A 22,393-nucleotide genomic window follows, 5' to 3' on the forward strand; every position below is an offset into this window, starting at 1 on the left:
GTGCCTCACAGCACGTGGCGAACGAGGAAGGTGGTCACGACCGCGGTGGCCATGAACACCAGCGTGGCGACGATCGAGCGCGGCGACAGGCTGGCGATGCCGCAGACGCCATGACCCGAGGTGCAGCCGTTGCCCCAGACCGCCCCGAAGCCGACCAGCAGCCCGGCCGCAACCATATCGATCGGACCGACCTCCAGCTTCAGCGGCGGCAGGCTCCCGCTGACGATGCGGACTGCAAGGGCGGCCGCGACCAGCCCTCCTATGAAGGCGAGCCGGCCAGCGAGCGCACCGTCCCAGGGCGGCAACAGCCGCGCGGCAATGCCGCTGACGCCGGCAATACGGCCGGTCAGGCCCATCAGCATGACGGCTGCAGCGCCGATGAGGGCGCCGCCTGCGAGCGCCGTGACCGCTGTATACTCCGTGATCATATCGTCCTTGATTCCCTCGTCCGGGGCATGTTGCAATCGGCTATCATGTGCATTATTGCATATATACGAAAATGAAGAAGTAACAATCATGACAACACAGGCCAGGCGCAAAACCCGTGAGGCCATGGTGGCGGCGCTCGACGACAAGGCGGAGGAGGCGGCGGGCCTGCTCGCTGCCATGGCGAATTCGAAGCGCCTCATGGTGCTCTGCAACCTCATCGACGGCGAGCGCGCGGTCGGCGATCTCGCCGAGCAGGTCGGGTTGCGACAGGCGGCGCTGTCTCAGCATCTCGCGAAGATGCGCGCGCTCGATCTCGTCGCCACCCGGCGCGATGGCCAGACCATCTACTATCGGCTGGCGAGCCGGGAGGTCCGCGAGATCCTGCAGACGCTGTATCGGCTGTATTGCGCCTGATCAGCGCGCCTGGTGCCACAGGCGCGTGAGTGGGCCGCCCGCGCCGAGCACAGGATCGGTCGCGGGCAGCGGCACCTCCGGAATGGTTTTCGATGCGCGGGCGTGGTTCTCCGGCGTCGGCCGCGTGATCTGCATCTTCGGTCCGGGCGGATAGGCGCCGACGATGCAGAAATCGCTGCTGGCAGCGATGCGTTGATGTCCAGTGCCAGCCGGCAGGATGGCGACGTCGCCCGGCCTGAGCTCCAGCTCCCGGCCCTGATCGCCGCCGAAGCGGACCCGCGCCGTTCCGCCGGCGACACCCAGCGCCTCATGCAGGGTCGCATGATAGTGCAGATAGTCGTAGACGCCGTTGCGCCACATGTCGCCCCAGCCATTGGCGGCGAACACGCGCTCGATGTCGGCCGTCGGATCGGCGCCACCCAGATCGATGACGGCCTTGTAGACCAGGAACGGCATCGGATTATTGGGCACCAGGCCGTCATCCGCGAACACGATGCTGAGCGGTTCGATCGACTTGACGCGGGGCGAGGGGGCGGCAGGCATGGCGACCTCGGAACAAAGGATGGGGCCTCACCCTATCAACCGGCCTGCGCGGCCGCCGTTCCAGGCTCAGCCTTGGGCAGCTCGAACACCAGGCAAGTCGTGGTGGCGTGCGCCAGCAGGCGCCCTTGCGAATCGGCGATGCGTGCCTCGCGGCGCGGCGCGGCGTCCGAACGACAGCCTCCTGCCCTCCGTTCTCACGATGCCGGTGGTCTCGGTCATTGCCTTGATGAAGGAGACCTTGAATTCCAGCGTGGTGTAACCGCTGCCCTGCGGGCACATCGTGTGGACGGCGAGCCCCATCGCGGAATCCAGCAGGATCGCGGTGTAGCCGCCATGCACCGCGCCGATCGGATTGTAGCGCCGCAAGGCCGGCACGCTGTGCATGACGACCTGGCCGGGCTCGGCGACTGCAGTCGAACGGCGCGACGGTCTGCATGATCGGCGGCTGCGGCAAGGTCCCGGCGAAGATGCCGCGCACGAAATCGAGCCCGGGCATCGAGGCCAGTTCCGCCAGGGGCACCTCGCCGAATTCAGCGCGCGAATCCGTCTCGCTCATATCGTCGATCATCCAATGTATGATGTTCATCATATGAACGCGGTGCGAAAAGATCGAGGGTAAAACAGATGCCGGCGATCACAAGATTGCGGACAGAAAAATGCCCGGGACCAGCCCGGGCATTTCGAATCGTGTCCAGCTGCCGACCTCAGGCCGCGCTACGCTTCTTCTCGCGCATCAGCTCGGCGAAGCGCTGAAAGAGGTAATGCGAGTCGCGCGGGCCGGGCGAAGCTTCCGGGTGGTACTGCACCGAGAACACCGGCTTGCCCTCGAGCTGGATGCCGCAATTGGAGCCGTCGAACAGCGAGATGTGGGTCTGCGTCGCGCCCGATGGCAACGTATCCTGGTCGACCGCGAAGCCATGGTTCATCGAGGTGATCTCGACCTTGCCGGTGGTCTCGTCCTTGACCGGATGATTGGCGCCGTGATGGCCCTGGTGCATCTTCTTGGTCTTGGCGCCGACCGCAAGCCCGAGCATCTGATGGCCGAGGCAGATGCCGAAGGTCGGCGTGCCCGACGAAATCACCTGCTGAATGACCGGCACGGCATATTTGCCGGTCGCCGCGGGATCGCCGGGTCCGTTCGACAGGAACACGCCGTCGGGCTTCATCGCCAGGATGTCCTCGGCCGGCGTCGTCGCCGGCACCACCGTCACCTTGCAGCCGACGCCGGCGAGCAGACGCAGGATGTTGCGCTTGATGCCGTAGTCGATCGCGACGACGTTGAACTCCGGATTGACCTGTTGGCCGAAGCCCTCGTTCCACACCCAGGGGGTCTCGTCCCAGGTGAAGCGCTGGGCGGAGGTCACCATCGGCACGAGGTCCATGCCCTCCAGGCCGGGCCATTCCCGCGCTTCCTTCTTCAGGGCGTCGAGGTCGAAATTGCCGTCCTTGGCATGCGCGATCACGGCGTTCGGCATGCCCTTGGAGCGGATCAGCGCGGTCAGCGCCCGGGTGTCGATGCCGGACAGCCCGATGATCCCGCGCGCACGCAGCCACTGGTCGAGATGGCGGGTGGCGCGGTAGTTCGACGGATCGGTGATCGCGGTGCGCAGGATCACCCCGCGCGCGCCCGGCGTCGCCGCCATGTTCACCGTCTCGATATCCTCGTCGTTGGTGCCGACATTGCCGATATGCGGGAAGGTGAAGGTGATGAGCTGGCCGGCATAGGACGGATCGGTCAGGATCTCCTCATAGCCGGTCATGGCGGTGTTGAAGCAGACCTCGCCCACGGCGTGGCCTTCGGCGCCGAGGCCGTAGCCTTCCAGCACCGTGCCGTCGGCAAGCACGAGGAGCGCGGTCGGTTTATGGTCCGGCCAGGCGGCGTCAGTATCGATGTGTGTCATGAGGCCCCTACATAGTGCCCCAGGCGCGCGGCGTCAAAGCGGGAAGCGGCCGATTCACATGCGATTTCGGTCAATTCGGCCGGAGTTTCGAGGCAACCGACTGGAACGGATGCGGAACCGTGTTGTTTCGGGTGGGCGAACCGCCTAGACCAGCGCCAATGGATTTTGAGAGGGCGAGAGCATGCTGCGCGACGACATCAACAATGCGGTCAAGGAGGCGATGAAGGCCAAGGACGAGCGCAAGCTGTCCACCCTTCGCATGGTGAACTCGACCTTGAAGAACGCCGACATCGCCGCGCGCGGCGAAGGCAAGCCGCCCTTGATCGACGCCGACGTGCTCGCGGTGCTGCAGAAGATGATCAAGCAGCGTCAGGAGTCGGTCGAGCTGTATGAAAAGGGCGGCCGCGCCGAGCTCGCCGCGGGTGAGCGCGAGGAGATCGCGGTCATCTCGGCCTATCTGCCGAAGCAGATGAGCGACGACGAGGTGAAGACCGCCATCTCCGCTGCAGTCGCCGAGACCGGCGCTGCCGGCATGAAGGACATGGGCAAGGTGATCGCCGTGCTGAAGGCCAAGTATACCGGCCAGATGGATTTCGCCAAGGCGAGCGCGCTGGTGAAGGCGGCGCTGTCGGGCTAGGCCGCGCGACACGAAGCGCCGAGCCATCCCCACATCGTCATGCCCGGGCTTGTCCCGGGCATCCACGTCTTTAAGACTGTCATCAAGAAGAAAGACGTGGATGGCCGGGCCTTCGCCGCGCCGAAGGGGCTTCGGCCCCGCAGGCGGGTCTTCGCCTGGCCATGACGGAGAGAACGATGCTCAAGGAAACGTCCGACTACGACCAGCTCACTCGCGACTTCCGCTGGGACATCCCGGCGCAGTTCAACATCGCGGTCGCGACCTGCGATCGCCACGCCGACGGCTCGGGGCGCCTGGCGCTGATCGTCGTCGAAGAGGACGGCGCCGCACGGCGCGTCTCATTCGATGAGCTGCGCGATTACTCCTGCCGCTTCGCCAACGTATTGAAGGCCGATGGTCTCGCGCAGGGCGACCGCGTCGCGGTGTTCCTGTCGCAGTCGCTGGAGCTGCCGATCGTCCATCTGGCGGCGTTCCGCGCCGGTCTCGTCTCGGTGCCGCTGTTCACGCTGTTCGGCGAGGACGCGCTGCAATTCCGGCTGCAGAACTCCGGCGCCAAGGTCGTCGTCACCGACGCCACGGGCCTTGCGAAGCTTGCGCGCATTCGCGACCATCTGCCGGAGCTCAAGACGATCTATGTCACTGACGGCGACGGCCTCGGCGCCCAAGCCTTCTGGCCGACGCTGGAGCGCGCCTCCGATCAATTCCCGACCGTCGCCACGTCGAGCGACGACCCTGCCATCATCATCTATACCTCGGGTACGACCGGAAATCCCAAGGGCGCGCTGCACGCCCATCGCGTACTGCTCGGCCACCTGCCCAATGTCGAGATGGTGCACGGCTTCCTGCCGAAGCCCGGCGACGTCATGTGGACGCCGGCGGATTGGGCATGGATCGGCGGCCTGTTCGATGCGCTGTTTCCTGCATGGTATCACGCGATCCCGATGATCGGTTATCGCGCCAGGAAATTCGAGCCGCAGGCCGCAATGCAACTGATGGCGGACTACGCCGTCCGCAACGTGTTCCTGCCCCCGACCGCGCTGAAGTTGATGCGCCAGGCCAATGTCAAGCACGAGGGCGTCAAGCTGCGCAGCATCCTCACCGGCGGCGAGTCGCTCGGCGCCGAGCTGCTCGACTGGGTGCGCGCGACCTTCGGCATCGATGCGCACGAGATCTACGGCCAGACCGAATGCAATCTCGTCGTCGGCAACAATGCGAGGCTGTTTCCGATCCGGCCGGGCTCGATGGGCAAGGCGACGCCGGGCTTCGAGGTGCTGATCGTCAACGACAAGGGCGAGGAGCTGCCGCGCGGAGAGAGGGGCATCATCGGCGTGCGCCAGCCCAATCCCTGCACCATGATCGAATATTGGCGCAATCCGGAGGCGACGCAGAAGAAGTTCGCGGGCGACGTGCTGCTGACCGGCGATCTCGGCAGCCAGGATGACGACGGCTATTTCTGGTATGCGAGCCGCGAGGACGATGTCATCACGTCGGCCGGCTATCGCATCGGCCCGGCGGAGATCGAGGACACGCTGCTCAAGCATCCGGCAGTCGCGCTGGCGGCCGTCGTCGGCATTCCCGACCCGGTGCGTACGGAGGCCATCAAGGCGTGGATCGTGCTGCGCCCAGGCTTCGTTGCAAATGACACGCTGTCGCGAGAGATCCAGGACTTCGTCAAAGTGAAGCTTGCCGCGCACGAATACCCGCGCCACGTTGAATTCACCGATACCCTGCCGATGACGGCGACCGGCAAGGTGCTGAGGCGGGAGTTGCGGGCGCGGGGGTAGGGGGCTCCCGTTCGTGGGTGCCCAATGGTGCGCCTGGCTCCCTCGCCTCGCTGGCAGTCCCGCACAGCACGACGGTGGGGTGGTCGCAACGGGCGACGAGCGCAAAACTGCATCGTCATATGTGATCGCTCCGCCCCTCTGCCCACAAGTTGAAATTGAAATCCCCGCCCTCCCGCTGTTAGCATCACGGCAACAACAACATTCAGGAGGGACCGCCGATGACCGCATCCGTCTCGGGACGATCCGATCCCGTGGTGCGCCGCATCACCACGGCCGATATTGCCGAAGCCTTGACGCAAGGCCTCCGCGATTTTCAGGCTCAGCCCATGTTCGGCCTTGCTTTCGGGCTGATCTACGTACTCGGCGGCATCAGCATCGTGCTGTGCGTCACCGCCTTCGGCATGGTCTACTTGGCCTATCCGCTGGCCGCGGGGTTTGCGCTGATCGGCCCGTTCGTCGCGATCGGTCTCTACGAGGTCAGCCGCCGCCGCGAACTCGGCCAGCCGATTTCCTATGGCGGGATCTGGCGCACGATCACTTCGCGCGGCGAGATCGGCTGGATGGCGTTCGTGACGCTATTTTTCTTCATCATCTGGATGTACCAGGTGCGCCTCCTGATCGCGCTGCTGCTCGGGCTCAATGCCTCGTTCTCCAGCATCAAGGAGTTCATGACCGTGGTGTTGACGACCAACGAGGGTCTGCTCTTCCTCGCGATCGGCAATCTCGACGGCGCCGCTCTATCGCTGGTGCTGTTCTCGCTCACGGTCGTGTCGTTTCCGCTGCTGCTGGAGCGCGACGTCGATTTCGTGACGGCGATGATCACCAGCGTGCGCGCGGTCGTGACGAGTCCCGGCCCGATGATCGGTTGGGCCGCCGTCATCACCGTGCTGCTGATCATTTCGGCGTTACCGTACTTCCTCGGGCTGCTGGTCACTGTGCCGGTGCTGGGCCATGCGACCTGGCATCTGTACCGCCGGATCGTAGCTCCGGCGTAAGGCAAGGGCGAGCCGCGACGAAGGTTCGATGGCGCATGGACGCCGTCGAACGGGCTCGTTTCGAAACGCGGCTCGCCGGTGGTCCGGCCGGCCCCAATGTCGGAGGAGGATGATGCCGGACAACATCGCGTTGTTTGCCACGATCGTCTTGTTGCTGCCGATGTTCTATCTGCTGCTGGCCGCGCCGGCCTTTCTGCTGGTGCGGCTCGACATCGTGCCGGTCACCCGGCTCCTGCGCGGCATGTTCGACTCCTACTTCGTGGCGCTTTCGATCGCTGGCGGCATCGGCGCGCTCGCCGTGCTGGCCGACGGCCGCCCCGTTCTGGGGCTGGGCATTGGGCTGATCGCGGCGTTCGCGCTGCTCTCGCGCCGCTGGTTTCTGCGGCAGATGGACGCGCGCATCCGCGACAGGGATTCCGGCGATGCGACGGCCCTGCGTCGGCTGCGCTGGTTACATTGGGGGGGCATGCTGAGCAATGCGGTCCAGGTCGGCGCCGTCCTCGCCAGCATCCCACAGATCGCCGCGGTGTCGTAGCAGGCGTTGTCCTTTAAGGCACTGCAATCCCCATCGCCTTCAGGGCCGCCAGCATGCGCGTCGGCGGCGTCATCTTCACCGCGAGCGGCTTGCCGGTCTCGAGCACGCTCTTGAGGCTCGACAGGATGGCCGGCCAGCCCTGGCGTCCGCCAGACAGGATGTCGTCGGAGAGCGGCCGCTCATGCGCTTCAGTCATCGTGAGACGGACGGCGTCGCCGGCCGGTTCGATCTCATAGGTCACGAGCGTGCGGCCCAGTGCCTCGACGAGGCCGGGCCAGTTGACGTCCCACGTGACGGTCAGCCGGTGCGGCGGCTCGCAGACGATCACCTGGCCGCTGATGTGTTCGGAGCCGTCCGGCGCGCGCACGATGAAGGCGCCGCCCGCCCTCAGTTCGGCTTCCACGGCGAAGCCGAAGAAATACTGCCGGCTGAACTCGGCTGAGGTCAGCGCCTGCCACACCTTCTCAGGGCTGGCGGCGATGTAGATCGTGTAGACGGTGGCGGGCTTGAACTTTGCAAGATCCATCGCTCAGACTCCTTTGCCGAGCGCTGACATCGGGATCGCCAGCGCCGTTCCGGTCTCCAGCAGACTTTTTAGGCCGGACATGATCGCGGGCCAGCCGTTGGAAACCGCATCGAGCAATCTTGCCGCCCCTTCGAAGCCTTCATGCGTCAGGGTCAGCTTGACGGAGTTGCCGTGCTGTTCGATCGCGAACAGGACCTTGGTCGGCTGCTCGTTGCGAAACTCGTCTTTCAGGACGTGCTGGAAGGTGTAGGAGAGCCGGCGTGGCGGATCGAACTCCAGAATCTGGCCGACATCCGTCGTCATCCCGTCGGTCACCAGCGTGAACGGCGAGCCGACGCGCCAGTCGGAATGCAGTTCGGTGCCGAACCAGTAGCGCTTTGCGAATTCGTTTGATGTCAGCGCTTCCCACAATTTCTCGGGCGTCGTCGCGATATACGTGACGTAGACGAATTCGGGTTTACTCATCGCGCTCCTCCAATTGCCGCTTCAACTCGCTGAGCGCGGCGAGTTTGCCGCGCTCGAACTTCTTGATCCAGCGCTCCCCGATGTGATGGATCGGCACCGGATTGAGATAGTGCAGCTTCTCGCGGCCATGCCGGATCGTCGCGACCAGATTGGCCGCTTCCAGAATGGCAAGGTGCTTGGTCACGGCCTGTCGCGTCATCGCGAGGCCGTCGCAGAGTTCGGTCAGGGTTTGCCCGTTCCGCGCGTGGAGCCTGTCGAGCAGGGCGCGTCGTGAGCCGTCCGCAAGCGCCTTGAAGACATCATCCATGTGAGAAAGAATAGGCAACCAAATGGTTGCGTGTCAAGGGCGCTGCTGTGTGGATCGCGCGAGGACAAGCGGGCTTCCCTCTGCAGACATGTCGTGCATTAGTGAGCGCCTCATTCGCATCGAGGCGCCTCATGTCCCTGCAAGTCTATCTCGCCTTCGTCGCCGCCTGTATCGGGCTGGCGCTGCTGCCGGGTCCCGTCGTGACGCTGCTGATCGCCAACGGTCTGCGCCACGGGACCCGCGCCGCGCTCATCAATATCGCCGGCGTGCAGACCGGGCTGGCGATCGCGATCGGCATCGTCGCCGTCGGCCTGACGTCGCTGATGGCCACGATGGGCTATTGGTTCGAATGGGTGCGACTGATCGGTGCGGCCTATCTGGTGTGGCTCGGCATTCAGCTCATCCGCTCGCCGATCGAGGGGATCTCTGCGGGCGAGGCGCCGCCACCGCCGCCGCGCGGCGGCTTTTTCCTGCAGGGGCTGCTGGTGCTGCTCTCGAACCCGAAGGTGATGGTGTTCTTCGGCGCGTTCCTGCCGCAGTTCATGGACATGAGCCGGGATCACGTGCCGCAGGTCGGTTTGCTCGGCGTCACCTTCATGGTGATCGCGGGTCTCACCGACGCGATCTATGCGCTGCTCGCGGGCCGTGCGCGAAAACTGTTCTCGGCCAGGCGGACGCGGCTGGTGTCGCGCATCTCCGGCGGCTTCATGATCGGCGGCGGCGTGTGGCTGGCGCTGACCCGGGCACGGTGAGCACGCGTTCGGCCCCGCGGCCGCATCGCCGTCTGCTGACGCGCGTTACAGGCTGATCGTCCCCTTCACCACAGGCGCGACGTCGCCGCCGATCCAGATCGTGTCGCCGTCCTGCGCGACATGGACGCGGCCGGCGCGGCCGAGCACGGTGCCCTGGGAGGCGACGTATTGCTTCGGAGCAATTCCCGCTCCGATCAGCCATTGCGCCAGACTTGCATTGAGGCTGCCCGTCACCGGGTCCTCGCCGCCGCCCCACATGAAGCCGCGGACCTCGTAGTCGGCATCTGTGCCATCTTGCGCCCGATCCCATGGCGCAACCACGCCGATCGGTTGTTGCGGCAGCGCCGCCGGATTGTAGCGGATGTCGAGCAGCGCGCGGCGGGAGTCGATCAGCACGCCGATCCAACCCGGGCCGTTGTCGATCCACTGCACGGCGCGCATCGTGCTCGTTGGGATGCCGAGCGCCGCCGCGATCCTGCTCGTCAGCTCGGCATCGACGGCGCCGGAGCGGCGGAGGGGCGGGGCGGCGAAGGCGAGGCGGTCTCCGTCACGCTTGATGCGCACGAGGCCCGCGCCGCATTCCTGCACCACATGCTCGCCCTTCGGCCGGCCGCCGAGCGCGAGCCATACGTGGCACGAGCCGAGCGTCGGATGGCCCGCAAAAGGCAGTTCGCGCTGCGGGGTGAAGATGCGCACGCGATAATCAGCGCCCGGATTCTGAGCGCGTGACAGGAAGGTCGTCTCGGACAGATTGGTCCAGTTGGCGATCGCCTGCATCGCGGCATCGTCGAGGCCGTCGGCCTCGGCGATCACGGCGAGCGGGTTGCCTTTGAAGGCGACCTTGGAGAACACGTCGACTTGATGGAACGGAAGCGCGAGCATTGCGGTGCCCTCCTCGATGTCGGCGTCAGTCGCGCCAGAACGGCTTGTTGGCCTCTTCCTGCACGACCACGGGATCAAGGCCGCAGTCGCGCATCTGCTCGCGATCGAGCATCGCCAGTTCGGACCGCCAGAACAGGCGCTGCAGCCAGAGTTGCGGGACCTGGAGCAAATTGCTCTTTCCGTGGGCAACTTGCGGAGTTGCCCAACGCTGCGCCAGGGAATATGCCATGAGTCACCTATCGCTCTTCAATTGCGTTGTTCGAAGAGCAATCGCGCAGTACATATCTCGGTGCAATCGAAACATTGCTCTCGGTGCAATATAGCATGAATGCTTCGTATACGGCCCTGGTGGACGACATTGCCGAGGACATCGCCAACGGCAGGCTGAAGGCTGGCGACCGGCTGCCGCCGCAGCGTCAGTTCGCCTATGAACGGGGAATTGCCGCATCCACGGCAGCGCGCGTCTATGCCGAATTATTGCGCAGGGGTCTGGTCGTGGGCGAGGTCGGGCGCGGCACCTTCGTCGCGGGAGAGGCGGTACCGGTACCACCCTCGCTGCGGCTGGAGCCGTTCGATGGCCGCATCGATCTCGAGTTCAATTTCCCGACCCTGCCGGATCAGGCGGCCCTGATCGCGAAGTCGCTTGCCGCATGGCAGCGGCCGGAGAAGCTGGCGCCGGTGCTGGCGCCGATCACGCAGCGGCGGCTGGCCGAGGCCGGGCGCACCGCCGCGGCCTTCTTCGCCGGCGAGCGCTGGCGCCCGCGCGCGGAGAACTTCGTCTTCGCCGGCAGTGGTCGGCAGTCGCTGGCTGCGGCGATCTCGGCGCTGGTGCCGGTCGGCGGCCGGCTCGGCGTCGAGGCCGTCACCTATCCGATGATCAAGGGCATCGCGGCGCGGCTGGGCGTGACCCTGGTGCCGCTCGCGATGGACGGCGAGGGCATCCGCCCGGATGCCCTGACCAAGGCGCACCGCGCGAGCGCGCTCAACGCGATCTACATCCAGCCGGTGATGCAGAATCCGCTCGGCCTGACGATGAGCGAGGCGAGGCGCGAGGAGATCGTGCGTCTGGTGCGCAAGCACGAGCTGATGATCATCGAGGATCTGGTCTACGGCTTCCTCAGCGATCAGGTCTCGCTGGCGACGCAGGCCGAGGAGCGTGTCGTCGTGGTCGACAGCCTTGCCAAGCGGCTCGCGCCGGGGATTGCGGTCGGTTTTCTCTACGTGCCGGGAAGCATGCGCGAAAAATTCGCCGCCACGGTGCGCACCGGGGCCTGGTCGGTGACGTCGCTGGCGCTGGCCGCCGGCATGGGGCTGCTCGCCGACGGCACGGCGGCCGAGATCACCAGGCGCAAGCGCGCCGACGCGCTGGTGCGGCAGGCGATCGTCGCCGAGTGCCTCGCCGGCCATCACATCGAGGCCGATCCGCGCTCCTACCATGTCTGGCTGCATCTGCCGGAGGGCTGGCGCGCCGAAGCCTTGACCGCCGCGGCCGCGCGCGCCGGCATCGCGATCACGCCGGCGAGCGCGTTTGCGGTGGCGCATGGCCATTCACCGAATGCGGTGCGGCTTGCGCTCGGCCTGCCGAGCCATGACGATCTGCGCACGGCGCTGTGGCGGCTCGCGGGCCTGCTCGCCCATCACGACGCCTCCGACATGACGGAGTAGCGGGCTAAGCGAGACCCTTGCTGCGCAGCTCGACCTCGATCTCGCCGAGAATGCGGATCAGCCGCTCGGCCCAGCGCTGCTGGCCCTCGGGCTCGGCGATTTCGTTCTGACGAATCTCGATGCCGGAATTGATCAGCCCGCGCGCCTCGCCATGCACGGGGATGGTGTAGTCGGTGCCGTCGCCGACCGCATAGGGCTGATTGTCGCCCACCACGAGATCGGGCTCGGCCCGCAGCGCCCTCAACAGCAGCGGCGGCAGCACACGGTCGTGCTGATACAGCGTGCCAATGTGCCAGGGCCGCGCGATGCCCGCATAGACCGGCGTGAAGCTGTGCAGCGAGACGAGGATGGTCGGCCGCCCCGCGGCCTTGCGCGCATCGAGCACTTCGGTGATGCGGTCGTGATAGGGATCGAAGATCGCGCGGCGCCGGAGCTCGGCGTCCTCATGCGTCAGGCCCTCATTGCCGGGGATCGTGGTGCGCTCGCTGATCATCGGAATCGCGTTCGGCGCCTTCGGCGAGCGGTTGCAGTCGATCACCAGCCGCGAATAGCGCTGCGCGATCAGATGCGCATCGAGCGCCCGCGATACGGCCTCCGCGACGCCGGCGATGCCGATGTCCCAGGCGATGTGCCGCTCCAGTTCGCTTTCGGGCAGGCCGAGATCGCCGAGTGCGCGCGGCAGCAGGCGGCCATAGTGATCGCACGTGAAGAACAAGGCCGACGCCCCATCGGCGTTGCGCTCGAGCACGGGTGGAACTTCGTCTGGCTGAAGGAGTCGATGAGTGTTGCTCGTGCCGGACACGGTCATGCTGCCTCTCGTTGCTTCATGAAGCGGCAGACCGATCTCGGATTGGGCAGACGGATGAGGATTGGGCCGGCGGACATCATGATGGTCGCCCAAACGATGCTGATTCTGGCGATCATTCACAAGACAGAAGTTCGCAATGGGCCTACGGTCCGGGCTGGATGAGGCTGGCGCATCGTGCCGCCCGAACGGGGCGAAGGAGCCTTCATGCTGATCAAGGTTGGATTTGAGATCGCCTATGCGGCTCCGGCGGCAACGCCGATGGTGATCATGCTGTCGATCCATCCGTCGCGCTTTCCCGACATCGTCGGCACCGAGACGATTACGACCGAGCCCAAGGTGCCGATCAAATTCTACAACGACAGCTTCGGCAATCTCTGTGGACGGCTGGTGGCGCCGGCCGGCGGGGTCACCTTCCACGGCAGCGCCATCGTCCGCGACAGCGGGCGGCCGGACGCGATCGATCCCGGCGCCCAGCAACTGTCGATCGAGCAGCTGCCCGATGAGCTTCTGCTGTATCTGATGCCGAGCCGCTATTGCGAGACCGACAAGCTGGCCGAGGTCGCGTGGTCGTTGTTCGGCAGCGCGCCGGCGGGATGGGCGCGCGTGCAGGCGATCTGCGACTTCGTGCACGGCCACGTCACGTTCGGCTATGAGCACGCCCACGCCATGAAGTCGGCGCACGACGTCTATCAGCAGCGCGCCGGCGTCTGCCGCGACTTCGCCCACCTCGCGCTGACCTTCTGCCGCTGCATGGGCATTCCGGCGCGCTATTGCACCGGTTATCTCGGCGACATCGGCGTGCCGCCGGACCCGGTCCCGATGGATTTCTCGGGCTGGTTCGAGGTCTATCTCTCGGGCCGGTGGTACACGTTCGATGCCCGCCACAACATGCCCCGCATCGGCCGCATCCTGATGGCGACCGGACGGGACGCCGCCGACGTCGCGCTGTCGACCTCGTTCGGCCTGATGACCCTGACCAAATTCCACGTCGTCAGCGATGAGATCGCGGCCGCCTGAGCAGAGAAGGGCGCGGCCGGCCGCCGCTTCGCATCATCGGCGATCGCCGCTATAGACGGGCCATGACCACCGATCTCCTGTTCGTCTACGGCACGCTGATGCGCGGCTTCGACCATCCGATGGCGCGGCTGTTGTCGGCCAATGCCGATTTCGTCGCCGAGGCAAGCTGCCGCGGCCGGCTGTACCGCATCCAGCATTATCCCGGCCTGGTGCCGTCCGATGACGCGGCCGATCTCGTCCATGGCGAGCTGTTCCGGCTGCACCAGCCGGAGCCGATGCTGCGCGAGTTCGACATGTACGAGGCCTGCGGCGAAGGCTTCGCCGCGCCGACCGAATATCTGCGCCGGTGCCTCGCCGTGACGCTGGCCGACGGCGCGGCCCGCGAGGCCTGGACCTACGTGTACAACTGGCCCGTGGACGAGGTCGCCCGCATCGCCTCGGGACGGTTTTTGGCGCCCTAAGTCTCTCCGCGCCGTCATTCCGGGACATCGCGCAGCGATGGGCCCGGAATCCATAACCACGAACGGTGCGAGGACACGCAGTGGCGCGGCCGTCCCGCCTCACGACTGGTCGTGGTTATGGATTCCGGGCTCGCCCTGCGGGCGCCCCGGAATGACCGGAGGATAGAGCTGGCCTGTGAATAGCCCGGACAAGCCGGAGGAAGTTCACATTTCGTACACGGGTGCCTATATGCCTAGGCCACCACCACAGGACCACCAGCCCGCTCATGGCCCGCTTCACGCCGGAATTTCTCGATGAGCTGCGCGCCCGGCTTCCGGTCTCGGACGTCGTCGGCAAGCGCGTGAAGCTCAAGAAGGCCGGGCGCGAGTGGAAGGGGCTGTCGCCGTTCCAGCAGGAGAAGACGCCGTCCTTCTACGTCAACGACCAGAAGGGTTTTTATCACGACTTCTCGTCCGGCAAGCACGGCAACATCTTCGACTTCGTGATGGAGACCGAGGGCTGCAGCTTCCCCGAAGCTGTGGAGCGGCTCGCGGGAATCGCCGGCCTGGCGCTGCCCGCGGTCACGCCCGATGCAGCGCGCCAGGAGCGGCAGCGCAAGACGCTGTACGACGTGATGGAGCTGGCGGCCAAGTTCTTTTCTGACACGCTGGCCTCCCGTCATGGCGCGCGCGCCCGCGGCTATCTTGCCGATCGCGCGATCCTGCCGCAGACGCAGCTCCAGTTTCGCCTCGGCTATGCTTCGCAGGAGCGGTTTGCGCTGAAGGAATATCTCGGCGCCCAGGGCGTCCCGGTGGCCGACATGGTCGAGGCGGGATTGCTGGTCGGCGGCGACGACATTCCGGTGCCGTATGATCGCTTCCGCGATCGCGTGATGTTCCCGATCACCGATCTCCGCGGACGCGTCATCGCCTTCGGCGGCCGCGCGCTGCAGAAGGACGTGCCGGCGAAATACCTGAACTCGCCGGAGACGCCGCTCTTCCACAAGGGCGACAACCTCTACAATCTCGCCAGCGCCCGCCAGGCCGCCCATAACGGCGCGCCGATGATCGTGGTCGAGGGCTATGTCGACGTCATCGCGCTGGTCGCGGCCGGCTTTGCCGGCGCCGTCGCGCCGCTCGGCACCGCGCTGACCGAGAGCCAGCTTTCGCTGATCTGGAAGATGGTCGACGAGCCGATCCTCTGTTTCGATGGCGACCGCGCCGGCCAAAAGGCGGCCTATCGGGCCGCAGACCTTGCTTTGCCGCATCTCAAGCCTGGCAAGAGCCTGCGCTTCGCGCTCTTGCCCGAGGGACAGGATCCCGACGATCTCGTCCGCTCCGGCGGTCGCGGCGCGGTCGAGGAGGTGCTCAAAATCGCAAAGCCCCTCGCCGAGGTGATCTGGTCGCGCGAGATCGAGGGCGGCAGCTTCAACACCCCGGAGCGCCGTGCCGCGCTGGAGGCGCGGATCGGCCAGCTCACCGGCGGCATCACCGACGAGGTGGTACGGCGCTACTACAAGCAGGATCTCGGCGACCGGCTGTACCGGGCGTTCGCCCCGGACGGCGGCCGGGGGTTTGGCCGCGGCTTCGGTGCCGAATCAGGACGGCGTTTTGCTCCCCGCAGTCCCGGTTCCGGACAGCCTGGTCGGTTATCCACAGGAGGCGGCCGCCGCGGCGGACCGCCATCCACAGGCCAGGCCATGGCCCGCGGCCCCTACCAGGCGGCCAGCCCGCAGCTCGCCATGAGCCCGATCATGCGCGGCCAGCGCTCGGCGATCTCGCGCCGGGAGGCCCTGATCCTGCAGTGCCTGATCAACCACCCCTGGCTCCTGCACGACCACCTGGAGGAGGTCGCCGCGCTGGAACTGGCCCATCCCGAGGCGCACAAGCTCCGCGCCGCCATCATCGCCGCCTTCGCCCACGACCATCACCATTCGCCGGATCCGGACGAGCAGGCCGAGAAGATGCGGGCCGATCTGGAGAAGGCAGGCTTTTCCGAGCTTCTTCAACGGGTTGAGCGCGCGATCACGACCGCGGCGGTGTGGGCGACCAAATCGGGCGCGGCGCGCGATGACGTTCTTGCGACCTGGCATCAGCTGGTTGCCTTGCATCGGCAATGGCACTCATTACTTAGGGAATTGAAGGATGCCGAGCTGGCGCTGGGCGAGGAGCCGAGCGAGCCGAACATGGGCTGGTTGAGGGACGTGAAGGCCAGGATGGCCGAGATGGACGGCACCGAAGCGCTGATCGAAGGCTTCGGGGAACTGTCCGGACGCACCAACCGCAACGTGTAGACGGGACGCCCGGCGCCCTGTCGCCAGTTGAGCACATTTCGGCCCGGTCCGCCCGCGCGGTATCAGGTCCGCGCGAAAAGACTCGCCAAATCCATGGTTTGGCTGCAAAAACAGGGTTAATCGAAGTTTAAGAGGTCCGGGGCATTTTCTGCGGCAGATGGGTTGGTTTCGCTGTCGGACACCGCGCCTGCATGTCGGGCGCCGGATTCGATTGCAAAACCGGTATCGCTTTTGCAAGAAACGCGCGCCGGTCCGAAAACGGGACGACACCAGCGTAGGACGAAACGAGCGACGGGCTTCAGGGGGTGGCGACGTTAAAAGTGCGCCGCCCTTTCCGCGTCGAGAACAGTTTGAGTAGAGCAGGCGGGCGCCGCGATGCCAAGGGCTACGATGCCACGGGCGGAGCGGGCGCGTTTCGGGAGCAATGAATGGCCACGAAGGCAAAGACGCTGCAGGTGAAGGACAAGGAAAAGGACGACAAGGCCGCGGACGCTCCCGAGAAGGACGCCGCCGATGCGCCGTCGCCGTTGCTCGACCTGTCGGACGCCGCCGTCAAGAAGATGATCAAGCAGGCCAAGAAGCGCGGCTTCGTGACCTTTGATCAGCTCAACGAGGTCCTGCCTTCCGACACCACCTCGCCGGAACAGATCGAAGACATCATGTCGATGCTCTCCGACATGGGCATCAACGTGACCGAGGCCGAGGAGGCCGACGAGTCCGACGAGAAGGACGACGGCGAGGACGAGACCGACAACGAGCTTGTCGAGATCACCCAGAAGGCCGTCACCGAGGTCAAGAAGTCGGAGCCCGGCGAGCGCACCGACGATCCCGTGCGCATGTATCTGCGCGAGATGGGCACCGTCGAGCTGCTGTCGCGCGAGGGTGAAATCGCCATCGCCAAGCGCATCGAGGCCGGCCGCGAGGCGATGATCGCGGGCCTCTGCGAAAGCCCGCTGACGTTCCAGGCCATCATCATCTGGCGCGACGAGCTCAACGAAGGCAAGATCTTCCTTCGCGACATCATCGATCTCGAAGCCACCTATGCCGGCCCTGAGGCCAAGGGCGGCATGAATCCGCAGATCGCCGCGCCGGTGAATGGCGAGGGCGCTGCGGCCGAGGGCGGCGAGGTCCAGGCCGCGGTCGCGCCGCCGGCCGCCCCGCAGCAGCCGACGCCGTTCCGCGCCGCGCCGAACGGCGCGCCCGCCGAGGAGAAGGATCCCGGCGAGGCGGCGGCCGAAGCCGACATGGACGACGACGAGTTCGAGAACCAGATGTCGCTCGCCGCCATCGAGGCCGAGCTGAAGCCGAAGGTGGTCGAGACCTTCGACAAGATCGCGTCCGAGTACAAGAAGCTGCGACGCCTGCAGGAGCAGGACATCGCCAACCAGCTGCAGAGCGAGTCGCTGTCGCCCTCGCAGGAGCGCAAGTACAAGAAGCTCAAGGACGAGATCATCGTCGAGGTGAAGTCGCTGCGCCTCAACCAGGCCCGCATCGACTCCCTGGTCGAGCAGCTCTACGACATCAACAAGAAGCTGGTCTCGTTCGAGAGCCGGCTGATGCGCTTGGCCGACTCCCACGGCGTCGCGCGCGAGGACTTCCTGCGCAACTACCAGGGTTCGGAGCTCGACCCGCGCTGGCTCAACCGCGTCTCCAAGCTCTCCGCAAAGGGCTGGAAGAACTTCGTCCATTACGAGAAGGACCGCATCAAGGACCTGCGCCAGGAGGTGCAGGCCATGGCCGCGCTCACCGGTCTGGAGATCGGCGAGTTCCGCAAGATCGTGCACTCGGTGCAGAAGGGCGAGCGTGAGGCCCGTCAGGCCAAGAAGGAGATGGTGGAAGCCAACCTCCGTCTCGTGATCTCGATCGCCAAGAAGTACACCAACCGCGGCCTGCAGTTCCTCGACCTGATCCAGGAAGGCAATATCGGCCTGATGAAGGCGGTCGACAAGTTCGAGTACCGCCGCGGCTACAAGTTCTCGACCTACGCCACCTGGTGGATCCGGCAGGCGATCACCCGCTCGATCGCCGACCAGGCCCGCACCATCCGCATCCCCGTGCACATGATCGAGACGATCAACAAGATCGTCCGCACCTCGCGCCAGATGCTGAACGAGATCGGCCGCGAGCCGACCCCGGAGGAGCTCGCCGAGAAGCTCGGCATGCCCTTGGAGAAGGTGCGCAAGGTCCTCAAGATCGCGAAGGAGCCGCTCTCGCTCGAAACCCCCGTGGGTGACGAGGAGGACTCTCATCTCGGCGATTTCATCGAGGACAAGAACGCGATCCTGCCGATCGACGCCGCCATCCAGTCGAACCTGCGCGAAACCACCACTCGCGTGCTGGCCTCGCTGACCCCGCGCGAAGAACGCGTTCTCCGCATGCGCTTTGGCATCGGCATGAACACCGACCACACGCTGGAAGAAGTCGGCCAGCAGTTCTCGGTGACGAGAGAACGTATCCGCCAGATCGAAGCGAAGGCGCTGCGGAAGCTGAAGCATCCGAGCCGGTCGCGGAAGCTGCGGAGCTTCTTGGACAACTGATTGACGTTCGATCTTTGTCGTCATTGCCGGGCTTGACCCGGCAATTCATCGAGACATCAACGGCGGGCCGATCGGTCCGCTGTTTTCGTTTGCGCCCGGACGAGCGAAAGCAGGCGGGGTTGTGAAATGCGCGGCCATGTTTGGAGTTACTTGCGCGAATGCCGTGCATTCCAACGACGCTCGAAAGCCTCCTGAGAAATCTCTTCGGGTACAAACTCGGGATCTCTCGCGATTTCGTCCAGCGGAGGAACGGGGATCGAGCCGAGTCGCGTGCCGTCGGTTGCTTCGGTGGCGCTTGCGAATCCCACCGTGCCATCACGAAATATTTCGAGCTTGCGCGTTTCAAAGCGCTCCCGATCGAGCTCGCTCCACAAGTCAACTGGCTCATCCTGAAAGTCGTGAAGCCAGCGCACTCGTATATAGATGTTCTCGCCCATCGTTGGGATCATGCACCGCGAACAACCTCTGCGAACCATATCATGTGTAGCAATAGTAGGGTGGGCAAAGGCGAGGCTTGCTGTGTCGACTTGCGCCGTCGCTGCGTGCGCCGTGCCCACCGATCACGGGCGCCGCACTTGATGGTGGGCACGCGCCGTCTATCGGCGTCGCTTTGCCCACCCTACGGCACCGGGGCTGAGCCACTTTCATCGTCGCCGCGGAGCCGTGCGTTGGATTGTCGCTGCAGAAAAGTCAGCCTTCGCACGTCCGCACGTGTCCGCGCTGCGGCGGGAAGAGACGGAACTTTACGCTGACGCGGCATGACACGCGGCTGCTAGTCATCGGTGTCCTCACCGATCCGGCCTTCCATGCAGCACGACGAAGTCTCATCATCTGCTTTCCACGCGCCCGCCAGCTCTGCCGCGATCTGGGCGCCACTGCGTCCCTTCATTGCCGCCGAGGCGCGACTTGCCGCGCGGGCGGCTGCGACGCCCTGGACTGGAGGCCTCTACGAATTCCTCCGCTTCGGCGTGAAGCAGGCTTACGCCTGCCTGTTCGGCGGCATCGCGGTGGCGCTGATGCTGCTGACGTGGCGGTTCTATCCGGCGAACGCGCCGCTCGCGCGCTACGATTTCCTCTTCCTCTGCATGCTCGCCGTCCAGGCCGCATTGCTCGCCGCCCGTCTGGAGACATTCGAGGAGGCGAAGATCATCCTGATCTATCACCTCGTCGGCACCGCCATGGAGCTGTTCAAAACCGCGACCGGCTCGTGGATCTATCCCGAGCCGAGCCTGATCCGGCTCGGCGGCGTGCCGCTGTTCTCGGGCTTCATGTATTCCTGCATCGGCAGCTATCTCTGCCGGGTCTGGCGGCTGTTCGATTTCCGCTTCACGGGCCACCCGTCACGGCGTTGGCTGATCGGCTTGAGCGCGGCCATCTACCTCAACTTCTTCACCGACCATTATGGGATCGATCTAAGGCTCGTGCTGTTCGGCTGCGCCGCTCTACTGTTCGCGCCGGCCACGGTCCACTTCAAGGTCTGGCGCGTGCACCGGTCGATGCCGCTGCTGCTCGGGCTCGTCCTGGTGTCGCTGTTCATCTGGCTGTCGGAGAACGTCGGCACCTTCACCCGGATCTGGCTCTATCCGCAGCAGGCGCATGGCTGGACCATGGTGTCGCCGGCCAAGCTCGGCTCGTGGTTTCTGCTGCTGATCATCAGCTACACGCTGGTCAGCCTGATCAACCGGCCGAGGGCGATGGAGCAGGGCAGGGCGGTGAGGTCGGCCGCCGTCGAGCCGGAGCGAGAGGCGGCGTGACGGTCTGATGTGGGTCGAGATATCTCCGCGTCGTGCGCGGGCTTGTCCCGCCTGCGCGGCCGAAGCCGCTTCGTCGCGGCGAAGGCCCGCCCATCCACGTCATTGCGACGTCAACGACGCGGATGGCCGGGACAAGCCCGGCCATGACGCGTAACCCATGATGAGGTCGTTCGTGGTACGCAGTTGATCGTGGGCACGCGGCCGCCTGGCGGCGGTCGCTTTGCCCACCCTACGGCAGCTCGGCCGGCCTACTTCTTCTTCGCCCCAACGCGCTCGAGCGACTTGATCTGAAGTGGCGGGCGGCCGGATTTTTCGGCGATCTCGCGGTCCTGCTCCATGATGAAGCCGCGCGCGGGCTCGTCGCCGTCGAGGCCGCCGAGCAGCTCGGCCGGGACGCGCCGGTTGGAGCGCTGCGAGCCGTCCTCGTAGGTCACGTTGAAGAAGGCGAATTCGCCTTTGGGATTGGAGCCGGGTTTTTTCGCCATGGATGGCGCTTTACGGCGGCGGGACCGGTCCGGTCAATGCCAGAAAATGCTTATCCGCTGCCCGAATTTGACTTTTTCGTCATATGGTTTTCGCCGAATCGGCAGGGCGGCCGGAGCGATCACGGACCGGCCGGCGGGGTCCCGAAACACCTCGATTTTGCCGGATGAAAGTGCGTTCATCGTGGACGTCTCACCCCGCCGCGAATGCAGCCCATGTCGATGCCCCAACTCACCATCTGGTACAACACGCGCTGCCCGGTCTGTGACGCCGGCATCGACTGGCAGCGCAACAAGCTGCTGGCGCTGGTCAAGTCGGGGCGGGTCGCGTTCAAGGACATCAACGAGCAGCCCGACGCGCTGGCCGCATTCGGCGCCGATGTCGACGCCGTCCGCCGCCGCCTGCACGCGACCGACGAGGACGGTCAGCTGATCACCGGCGCCGACGTGGCGCTGCTGCTGTGGGCGCTGACGCCGGGCGAGGGCTGGCTGGCGACCCTGTTCGGCAACCGCCTGGTGCGGCCGCTGACGCGGTTCGGCTATGACCGGTTTGCCGATGTGCTGTTCGCCTGGAACAAGCGGAGGGGGCATTGGTGAGCGAGAGCTGCCGCTTGAGCCAAGGCTTCGGCCGCTGGCGCGGTCGACTCCCCTCCCCCTTGCGGGGAGGGGAGCGCACCGAGCGCGTGGTAACAGCTCGCCTCTACCGCCTCCGCACCTTCACCCGCGCATGCACCCGCGTGCCGCCGTGCGGGCCGTCGTCATCATCACCGCGGCCGAGCGCCATGATCGCGGTGCCCATCGCGGTCGAGCCGAAGGTGACGAAGAACGAGCCGAGCAAGAGGCCGATGGCGACGACGGGCGAGTGGTCGGCGAAGATCAGGTGACGCAGGCCCCAGGGATCGAGCAGCAGCAATCCGCCGACCAGCACCACGGCCATGCCGAGGCCGAGCGCGAGGTTGATCGCGAGCAGGCGGAACAGAGGCATCTGGAGCAGTCTGCGCGGCTGCTGGCTGGGTTGCATCGGCGATCTCCCGAGGGATCGTGAACGACAACGATATCGTAGCACCGTCCGCGACCGGCTCAAGGCCGGAGCCGCTCGGGGCGGGCATGGCTGCGCCGCGCCGGGCGCGTCGATTTGGGACAGGAGGCGGGAGTGTCCCGGCGGCCCTCTCTCGTCCGCGGACCTCGCGCGCACAAGGCGCCCGCGGCACATCTCGCTCCGTCAT

At 65.8% G+C, this 22,393-nt stretch carries 25 protein-coding genes and 1 pseudogene; 13 read left to right on the forward strand and 13 right to left on the reverse strand.

Translation table 11 applies throughout. The annotated features are described in order from the left end of the window. Positions 1-5: 5 nt before the first annotated feature. Positions 6-629, reverse strand: coding sequence for a YeeE/YedE family protein (locus tag QW861_RS24355; RefSeq protein WP_315810594.1), 624 nt, complete (start codon positions 627-629; stop codon positions 6-8). Here QW861_RS24355 and QW861_RS24360 point away from each other — a divergent pair. After that, positions 517-843: a metalloregulator ArsR/SmtB family transcription factor gene (locus QW861_RS24360; RefSeq protein WP_315717511.1), complete on the forward strand. Its 327-nt coding sequence runs from the start codon at positions 517-519 to the stop codon at positions 841-843. The two genes, QW861_RS24355 and QW861_RS24360, sit on opposite strands and share 113 nt — an antisense overlap. Here QW861_RS24360 and QW861_RS24365 read toward each other — a convergent pair whose 3' ends face one another. The 3 genes and pseudogenes from QW861_RS24365 to carA form a co-directional block, all read right to left on the reverse strand. Continuing rightward, positions 844-1,386 (reverse strand): cupin domain-containing protein, encoded by a 543-nt coding sequence (locus QW861_RS24365; protein ID WP_315754615.1) that lies wholly within the window; start codon positions 1,384-1,386, stop codon positions 844-846. It lies immediately after the preceding gene. A 35-nt stretch (positions 1,387-1,421) separates the two neighbouring features. Beyond that, a pseudogene (locus QW861_RS24370) lies at positions 1,422-1,942 on the reverse strand (PaaI family thioesterase). A 148-nt stretch (positions 1,943-2,090) separates the two neighbouring features. Continuing rightward, positions 2,091-3,287 (reverse strand): glutamine-hydrolyzing carbamoyl-phosphate synthase small subunit, encoded by a 1,197-nt coding sequence (carA, locus tag QW861_RS24375; RefSeq protein WP_315810595.1) that lies wholly within the window; start codon positions 3,285-3,287, stop codon positions 2,091-2,093. Positions 3,288-3,468: 181 nt separating this feature from the next. Here carA and QW861_RS24380 point away from each other — a divergent pair, with 181 nt between their 5' ends. From QW861_RS24380 to QW861_RS24395, 4 genes are all read left to right on the forward strand, one after another. Continuing rightward, a complete protein-coding gene (locus QW861_RS24380) occupies positions 3,469-3,924 on the forward strand; it encodes a GatB/YqeY domain-containing protein (RefSeq protein ID WP_315754610.1) in 456 nt (151 codons plus the stop codon). A 176-nt stretch (positions 3,925-4,100) separates the two neighbouring features. Then, positions 4,101-5,708: an acyl-CoA synthetase gene (locus tag QW861_RS24385; RefSeq protein ID WP_316175032.1), complete on the forward strand. Its 1,608-nt coding sequence runs from the start codon at positions 4,101-4,103 to the stop codon at positions 5,706-5,708. Between the two features lie 218 nt (positions 5,709-5,926). Further along, a complete protein-coding gene (locus QW861_RS24390) occupies positions 5,927-6,703 on the forward strand; it encodes a DUF2189 domain-containing protein (RefSeq protein WP_315717506.1) in 777 nt (258 codons plus the stop codon). 112 nt (positions 6,704-6,815) lie between these two features. Beyond that, the gene (locus tag QW861_RS24395) at positions 6,816-7,238 is read left to right on the forward strand and encodes a hypothetical protein (RefSeq protein WP_315826724.1); all 423 of its coding nucleotides are present in this window, start codon (positions 6,816-6,818) and stop codon (positions 7,236-7,238) included. A 13-nt stretch (positions 7,239-7,251) separates the two neighbouring features. On the opposite strand, the gene QW861_RS24400 is transcribed toward QW861_RS24395, so the two are convergent. The 3 genes from QW861_RS24400 to QW861_RS24410 are packed head-to-tail and all read right to left on the reverse strand — an operon-like array spanning position 7,252 to position 8,536. After that, on the reverse strand, positions 7,252-7,764 hold the full coding sequence (locus QW861_RS24400; RefSeq protein WP_315717504.1) for an SRPBCC family protein: 513 nt from the start codon (positions 7,762-7,764) through the stop codon (positions 7,252-7,254). Positions 7,765-7,767: 3 nt separating this feature from the next. Next, a complete protein-coding gene (locus QW861_RS24405; RefSeq protein ID WP_316193568.1) occupies positions 7,768-8,229 on the reverse strand; it encodes an SRPBCC family protein in 462 nt (153 codons plus the stop codon). Continuing rightward, the gene (locus QW861_RS24410) at positions 8,222-8,536 is read right to left on the reverse strand and encodes a helix-turn-helix domain-containing protein (protein WP_315717502.1); all 315 of its coding nucleotides are present in this window, start codon (positions 8,534-8,536) and stop codon (positions 8,222-8,224) included. The genes QW861_RS24405 and QW861_RS24410 overlap by 8 nt, the downstream gene beginning before the upstream one ends. Before the next feature lie 131 nt (positions 8,537-8,667). On the opposite strand from QW861_RS24410, the gene QW861_RS24415 reads away from it, so the two are divergent. Further along, positions 8,668-9,288 carry a LysE family translocator gene (locus QW861_RS24415; protein ID WP_315754596.1) on the forward strand — a complete coding sequence of 207 codons (621 nt, stop codon included), beginning with the start codon at positions 8,668-8,670 and terminating at the stop codon, positions 9,286-9,288. 45 nt (positions 9,289-9,333) lie between these two features. On the opposite strand, the gene QW861_RS24420 is transcribed toward QW861_RS24415, so the two are convergent. Both QW861_RS24420 and QW861_RS24425 read right to left on the reverse strand, forming a co-directional pair. Further along, a complete protein-coding gene (locus QW861_RS24420; RefSeq protein ID WP_315717500.1) occupies positions 9,334-10,170 on the reverse strand; it encodes a PhzF family phenazine biosynthesis protein in 837 nt (278 codons plus the stop codon). A gap of 25 nt (positions 10,171-10,195) precedes the next feature. Continuing rightward, positions 10,196-10,339, reverse strand: coding sequence for a hypothetical protein (locus QW861_RS24425; protein WP_315810601.1), 144 nt, complete (start codon positions 10,337-10,339; stop codon positions 10,196-10,198). Between the two features lie 86 nt (positions 10,340-10,425). Between QW861_RS24425 and QW861_RS24430 the strand changes: the two genes are divergently transcribed. Next, positions 10,426-11,835: a PLP-dependent aminotransferase family protein gene (locus QW861_RS24430; protein WP_315826728.1), complete on the forward strand. Its 1,410-nt coding sequence runs from the start codon at positions 10,426-10,428 to the stop codon at positions 11,833-11,835. Between the two features lie 4 nt (positions 11,836-11,839). Here QW861_RS24430 and QW861_RS24435 read toward each other — a convergent pair whose 3' ends face one another. Then, entirely contained in the window at positions 11,840-12,643 is an 804-nt protein-coding gene (locus QW861_RS24435; RefSeq protein ID WP_315717496.1) for an N-formylglutamate amidohydrolase, read from the reverse strand. 204 nt (positions 12,644-12,847) lie between these two features. Between QW861_RS24435 and QW861_RS24440 the strand changes: the two genes are divergently transcribed. The 4 genes from QW861_RS24440 to rpoD all read left to right on the forward strand — a co-directional run bounded on the left by QW861_RS24440 (position 12,848) and on the right by rpoD (position 18,931). After that, entirely contained in the window at positions 12,848-13,660 is an 813-nt protein-coding gene (locus tag QW861_RS24440; RefSeq protein ID WP_316193570.1) for a transglutaminase family protein, read from the forward strand. 62 nt (positions 13,661-13,722) lie between these two features. Continuing rightward, positions 13,723-14,121: a gamma-glutamylcyclotransferase family protein gene (locus QW861_RS24445; RefSeq protein ID WP_315717494.1), complete on the forward strand. Its 399-nt coding sequence runs from the start codon at positions 13,723-13,725 to the stop codon at positions 14,119-14,121. A gap of 266 nt (positions 14,122-14,387) precedes the next feature. Continuing rightward, positions 14,388-16,394: a DNA primase gene (dnaG, locus tag QW861_RS24450; RefSeq protein ID WP_316193571.1), complete on the forward strand. Its 2,007-nt coding sequence runs from the start codon at positions 14,388-14,390 to the stop codon at positions 16,392-16,394. Positions 16,395-16,822: 428 nt separating this feature from the next. Further along, positions 16,823-18,931, forward strand: coding sequence for an RNA polymerase sigma factor RpoD (rpoD, locus tag QW861_RS24455; protein WP_315717492.1), 2,109 nt, complete (start codon positions 16,823-16,825; stop codon positions 18,929-18,931). Between the two features lie 146 nt (positions 18,932-19,077). Here rpoD and QW861_RS24460 read toward each other — a convergent pair whose 3' ends face one another. After that, on the reverse strand, positions 19,078-19,368 hold the full coding sequence (locus QW861_RS24460; RefSeq protein WP_316175027.1) for a DUF6881 domain-containing protein: 291 nt from the start codon (positions 19,366-19,368) through the stop codon (positions 19,078-19,080). Between the two features lie 369 nt (positions 19,369-19,737). Between QW861_RS24460 and QW861_RS24465 the strand changes: the two genes are divergently transcribed. After that, entirely contained in the window at positions 19,738-20,685 is a 948-nt protein-coding gene (locus QW861_RS24465) for a DUF817 domain-containing protein (protein ID WP_316193572.1), read from the forward strand. 248 nt (positions 20,686-20,933) lie between these two features. On the opposite strand, the gene QW861_RS24470 is transcribed toward QW861_RS24465, so the two are convergent. Continuing rightward, a complete protein-coding gene (locus tag QW861_RS24470; RefSeq protein WP_315716474.1) occupies positions 20,934-21,170 on the reverse strand; it encodes a hypothetical protein in 237 nt (78 codons plus the stop codon). 219 nt (positions 21,171-21,389) lie between these two features. Here QW861_RS24470 and QW861_RS24475 point away from each other — a divergent pair, with 219 nt between their 5' ends. After that, complete coding sequence (locus QW861_RS24475; RefSeq protein ID WP_315826752.1) at positions 21,390-21,764, forward strand: thiol-disulfide oxidoreductase DCC family protein; 375 nt, start codon at positions 21,390-21,392, stop codon at positions 21,762-21,764. A 103-nt stretch (positions 21,765-21,867) separates the two neighbouring features. On the opposite strand, the gene QW861_RS24480 is transcribed toward QW861_RS24475, so the two are convergent. Then, positions 21,868-22,188 carry a hypothetical protein gene (locus QW861_RS24480; protein WP_316193573.1) on the reverse strand — a complete coding sequence of 107 codons (321 nt, stop codon included), beginning with the start codon at positions 22,186-22,188 and terminating at the stop codon, positions 21,868-21,870. Positions 22,189-22,393 lie beyond the last annotated feature (205 nt).

The organism is Bradyrhizobium sp. SZCCHNRI1029 (assembly GCF_032487555.1).
GTDB lineage: Bacteria > Pseudomonadota > Alphaproteobacteria > Rhizobiales > Xanthobacteraceae > Bradyrhizobium.

What these genes read in the sequence shown, in the direction of transcription:
- QW861_RS24470 (WP_315716474.1), bottom strand. Translation starts at nt 21,170, where the DNA reads ATGGCGAAAAAACCCGGCTCCAATCCCAAAGGCGAATTCGCCTTCTTC.
- QW861_RS24405 (WP_316193568.1), bottom strand. Translation starts at nt 8,229, where the DNA reads ATGAGTAAACCCGAATTCGTCTACGTCACGTATATCGCGACGACGCCC.
- QW861_RS24420 (WP_315717500.1), bottom strand. Translation starts at nt 10,170, where the DNA reads ATGCTCGCGCTTCCGTTCCATCAAGTCGACGTGTTCTCCAAGGTCGCC.
- QW861_RS24395 (WP_315826724.1), top strand. Translation starts at nt 6,816, where the DNA reads ATGCCGGACAACATCGCGTTGTTTGCCACGATCGTCTTGTTGCTGCCG.
- carA (WP_315810595.1), bottom strand. Translation starts at nt 3,287, where the DNA reads ATGACACACATCGATACTGACGCCGCCTGGCCGGACCATAAACCGACC.
- QW861_RS24390 (WP_315717506.1), top strand. Translation starts at nt 5,927, where the DNA reads ATGACCGCATCCGTCTCGGGACGATCCGATCCCGTGGTGCGCCGCATC.
- QW861_RS24480 (WP_316193573.1), bottom strand. Translation starts at nt 22,188, where the DNA reads ATGCAACCCAGCCAGCAGCCGCGCAGACTGCTCCAGATGCCTCTGTTC.
- QW861_RS24360 (WP_315717511.1), top strand. Translation starts at nt 517, where the DNA reads ATGACAACACAGGCCAGGCGCAAAACCCGTGAGGCCATGGTGGCGGCG.
- rpoD (WP_315717492.1), top strand. Translation starts at nt 16,823, where the DNA reads ATGGCCACGAAGGCAAAGACGCTGCAGGTGAAGGACAAGGAAAAGGAC.
- QW861_RS24445 (WP_315717494.1), top strand. Translation starts at nt 13,723, where the DNA reads ATGACCACCGATCTCCTGTTCGTCTACGGCACGCTGATGCGCGGCTTC.
- QW861_RS24415 (WP_315754596.1), top strand. Translation starts at nt 8,668, where the DNA reads ATGTCCCTGCAAGTCTATCTCGCCTTCGTCGCCGCCTGTATCGGGCTG.
- QW861_RS24435 (WP_315717496.1), bottom strand. Translation starts at nt 12,643, where the DNA reads ATGACCGTGTCCGGCACGAGCAACACTCATCGACTCCTTCAGCCAGAC.
- QW861_RS24355 (WP_315810594.1), bottom strand. Translation starts at nt 629, where the DNA reads ATGAGGCGCTTCGAATTCGCCATGGCAGCGAGCAGGCCCGCCGCCTCC.
- QW861_RS24400 (WP_315717504.1), bottom strand. Translation starts at nt 7,764, where the DNA reads ATGGATCTTGCAAAGTTCAAGCCCGCCACCGTCTACACGATCTACATC.
- QW861_RS24385 (WP_316175032.1), top strand. Translation starts at nt 4,101, where the DNA reads ATGCTCAAGGAAACGTCCGACTACGACCAGCTCACTCGCGACTTCCGC.
- QW861_RS24475 (WP_315826752.1), top strand. Translation starts at nt 21,390, where the DNA reads ATGCCCCAACTCACCATCTGGTACAACACGCGCTGCCCGGTCTGTGAC.
- QW861_RS24410 (WP_315717502.1), bottom strand. Translation starts at nt 8,536, where the DNA reads ATGGATGATGTCTTCAAGGCGCTTGCGGACGGCTCACGACGCGCCCTG.
- QW861_RS24460 (WP_316175027.1), bottom strand. Translation starts at nt 19,368, where the DNA reads ATGGGCGAGAACATCTATATACGAGTGCGCTGGCTTCACGACTTTCAG.
- dnaG (WP_316193571.1), top strand. Translation starts at nt 14,388, where the DNA reads ATGGCCCGCTTCACGCCGGAATTTCTCGATGAGCTGCGCGCCCGGCTT.
- QW861_RS24465 (WP_316193572.1), top strand. Translation starts at nt 19,738, where the DNA reads ATGCAGCACGACGAAGTCTCATCATCTGCTTTCCACGCGCCCGCCAGC.
- QW861_RS24365 (WP_315754615.1), bottom strand. Translation starts at nt 1,386, where the DNA reads ATGCCTGCCGCCCCCTCGCCCCGCGTCAAGTCGATCGAACCGCTCAGC.
- QW861_RS24380 (WP_315754610.1), top strand. Translation starts at nt 3,469, where the DNA reads ATGCTGCGCGACGACATCAACAATGCGGTCAAGGAGGCGATGAAGGCC.
- QW861_RS24440 (WP_316193570.1), top strand. Translation starts at nt 12,848, where the DNA reads ATGCTGATCAAGGTTGGATTTGAGATCGCCTATGCGGCTCCGGCGGCA.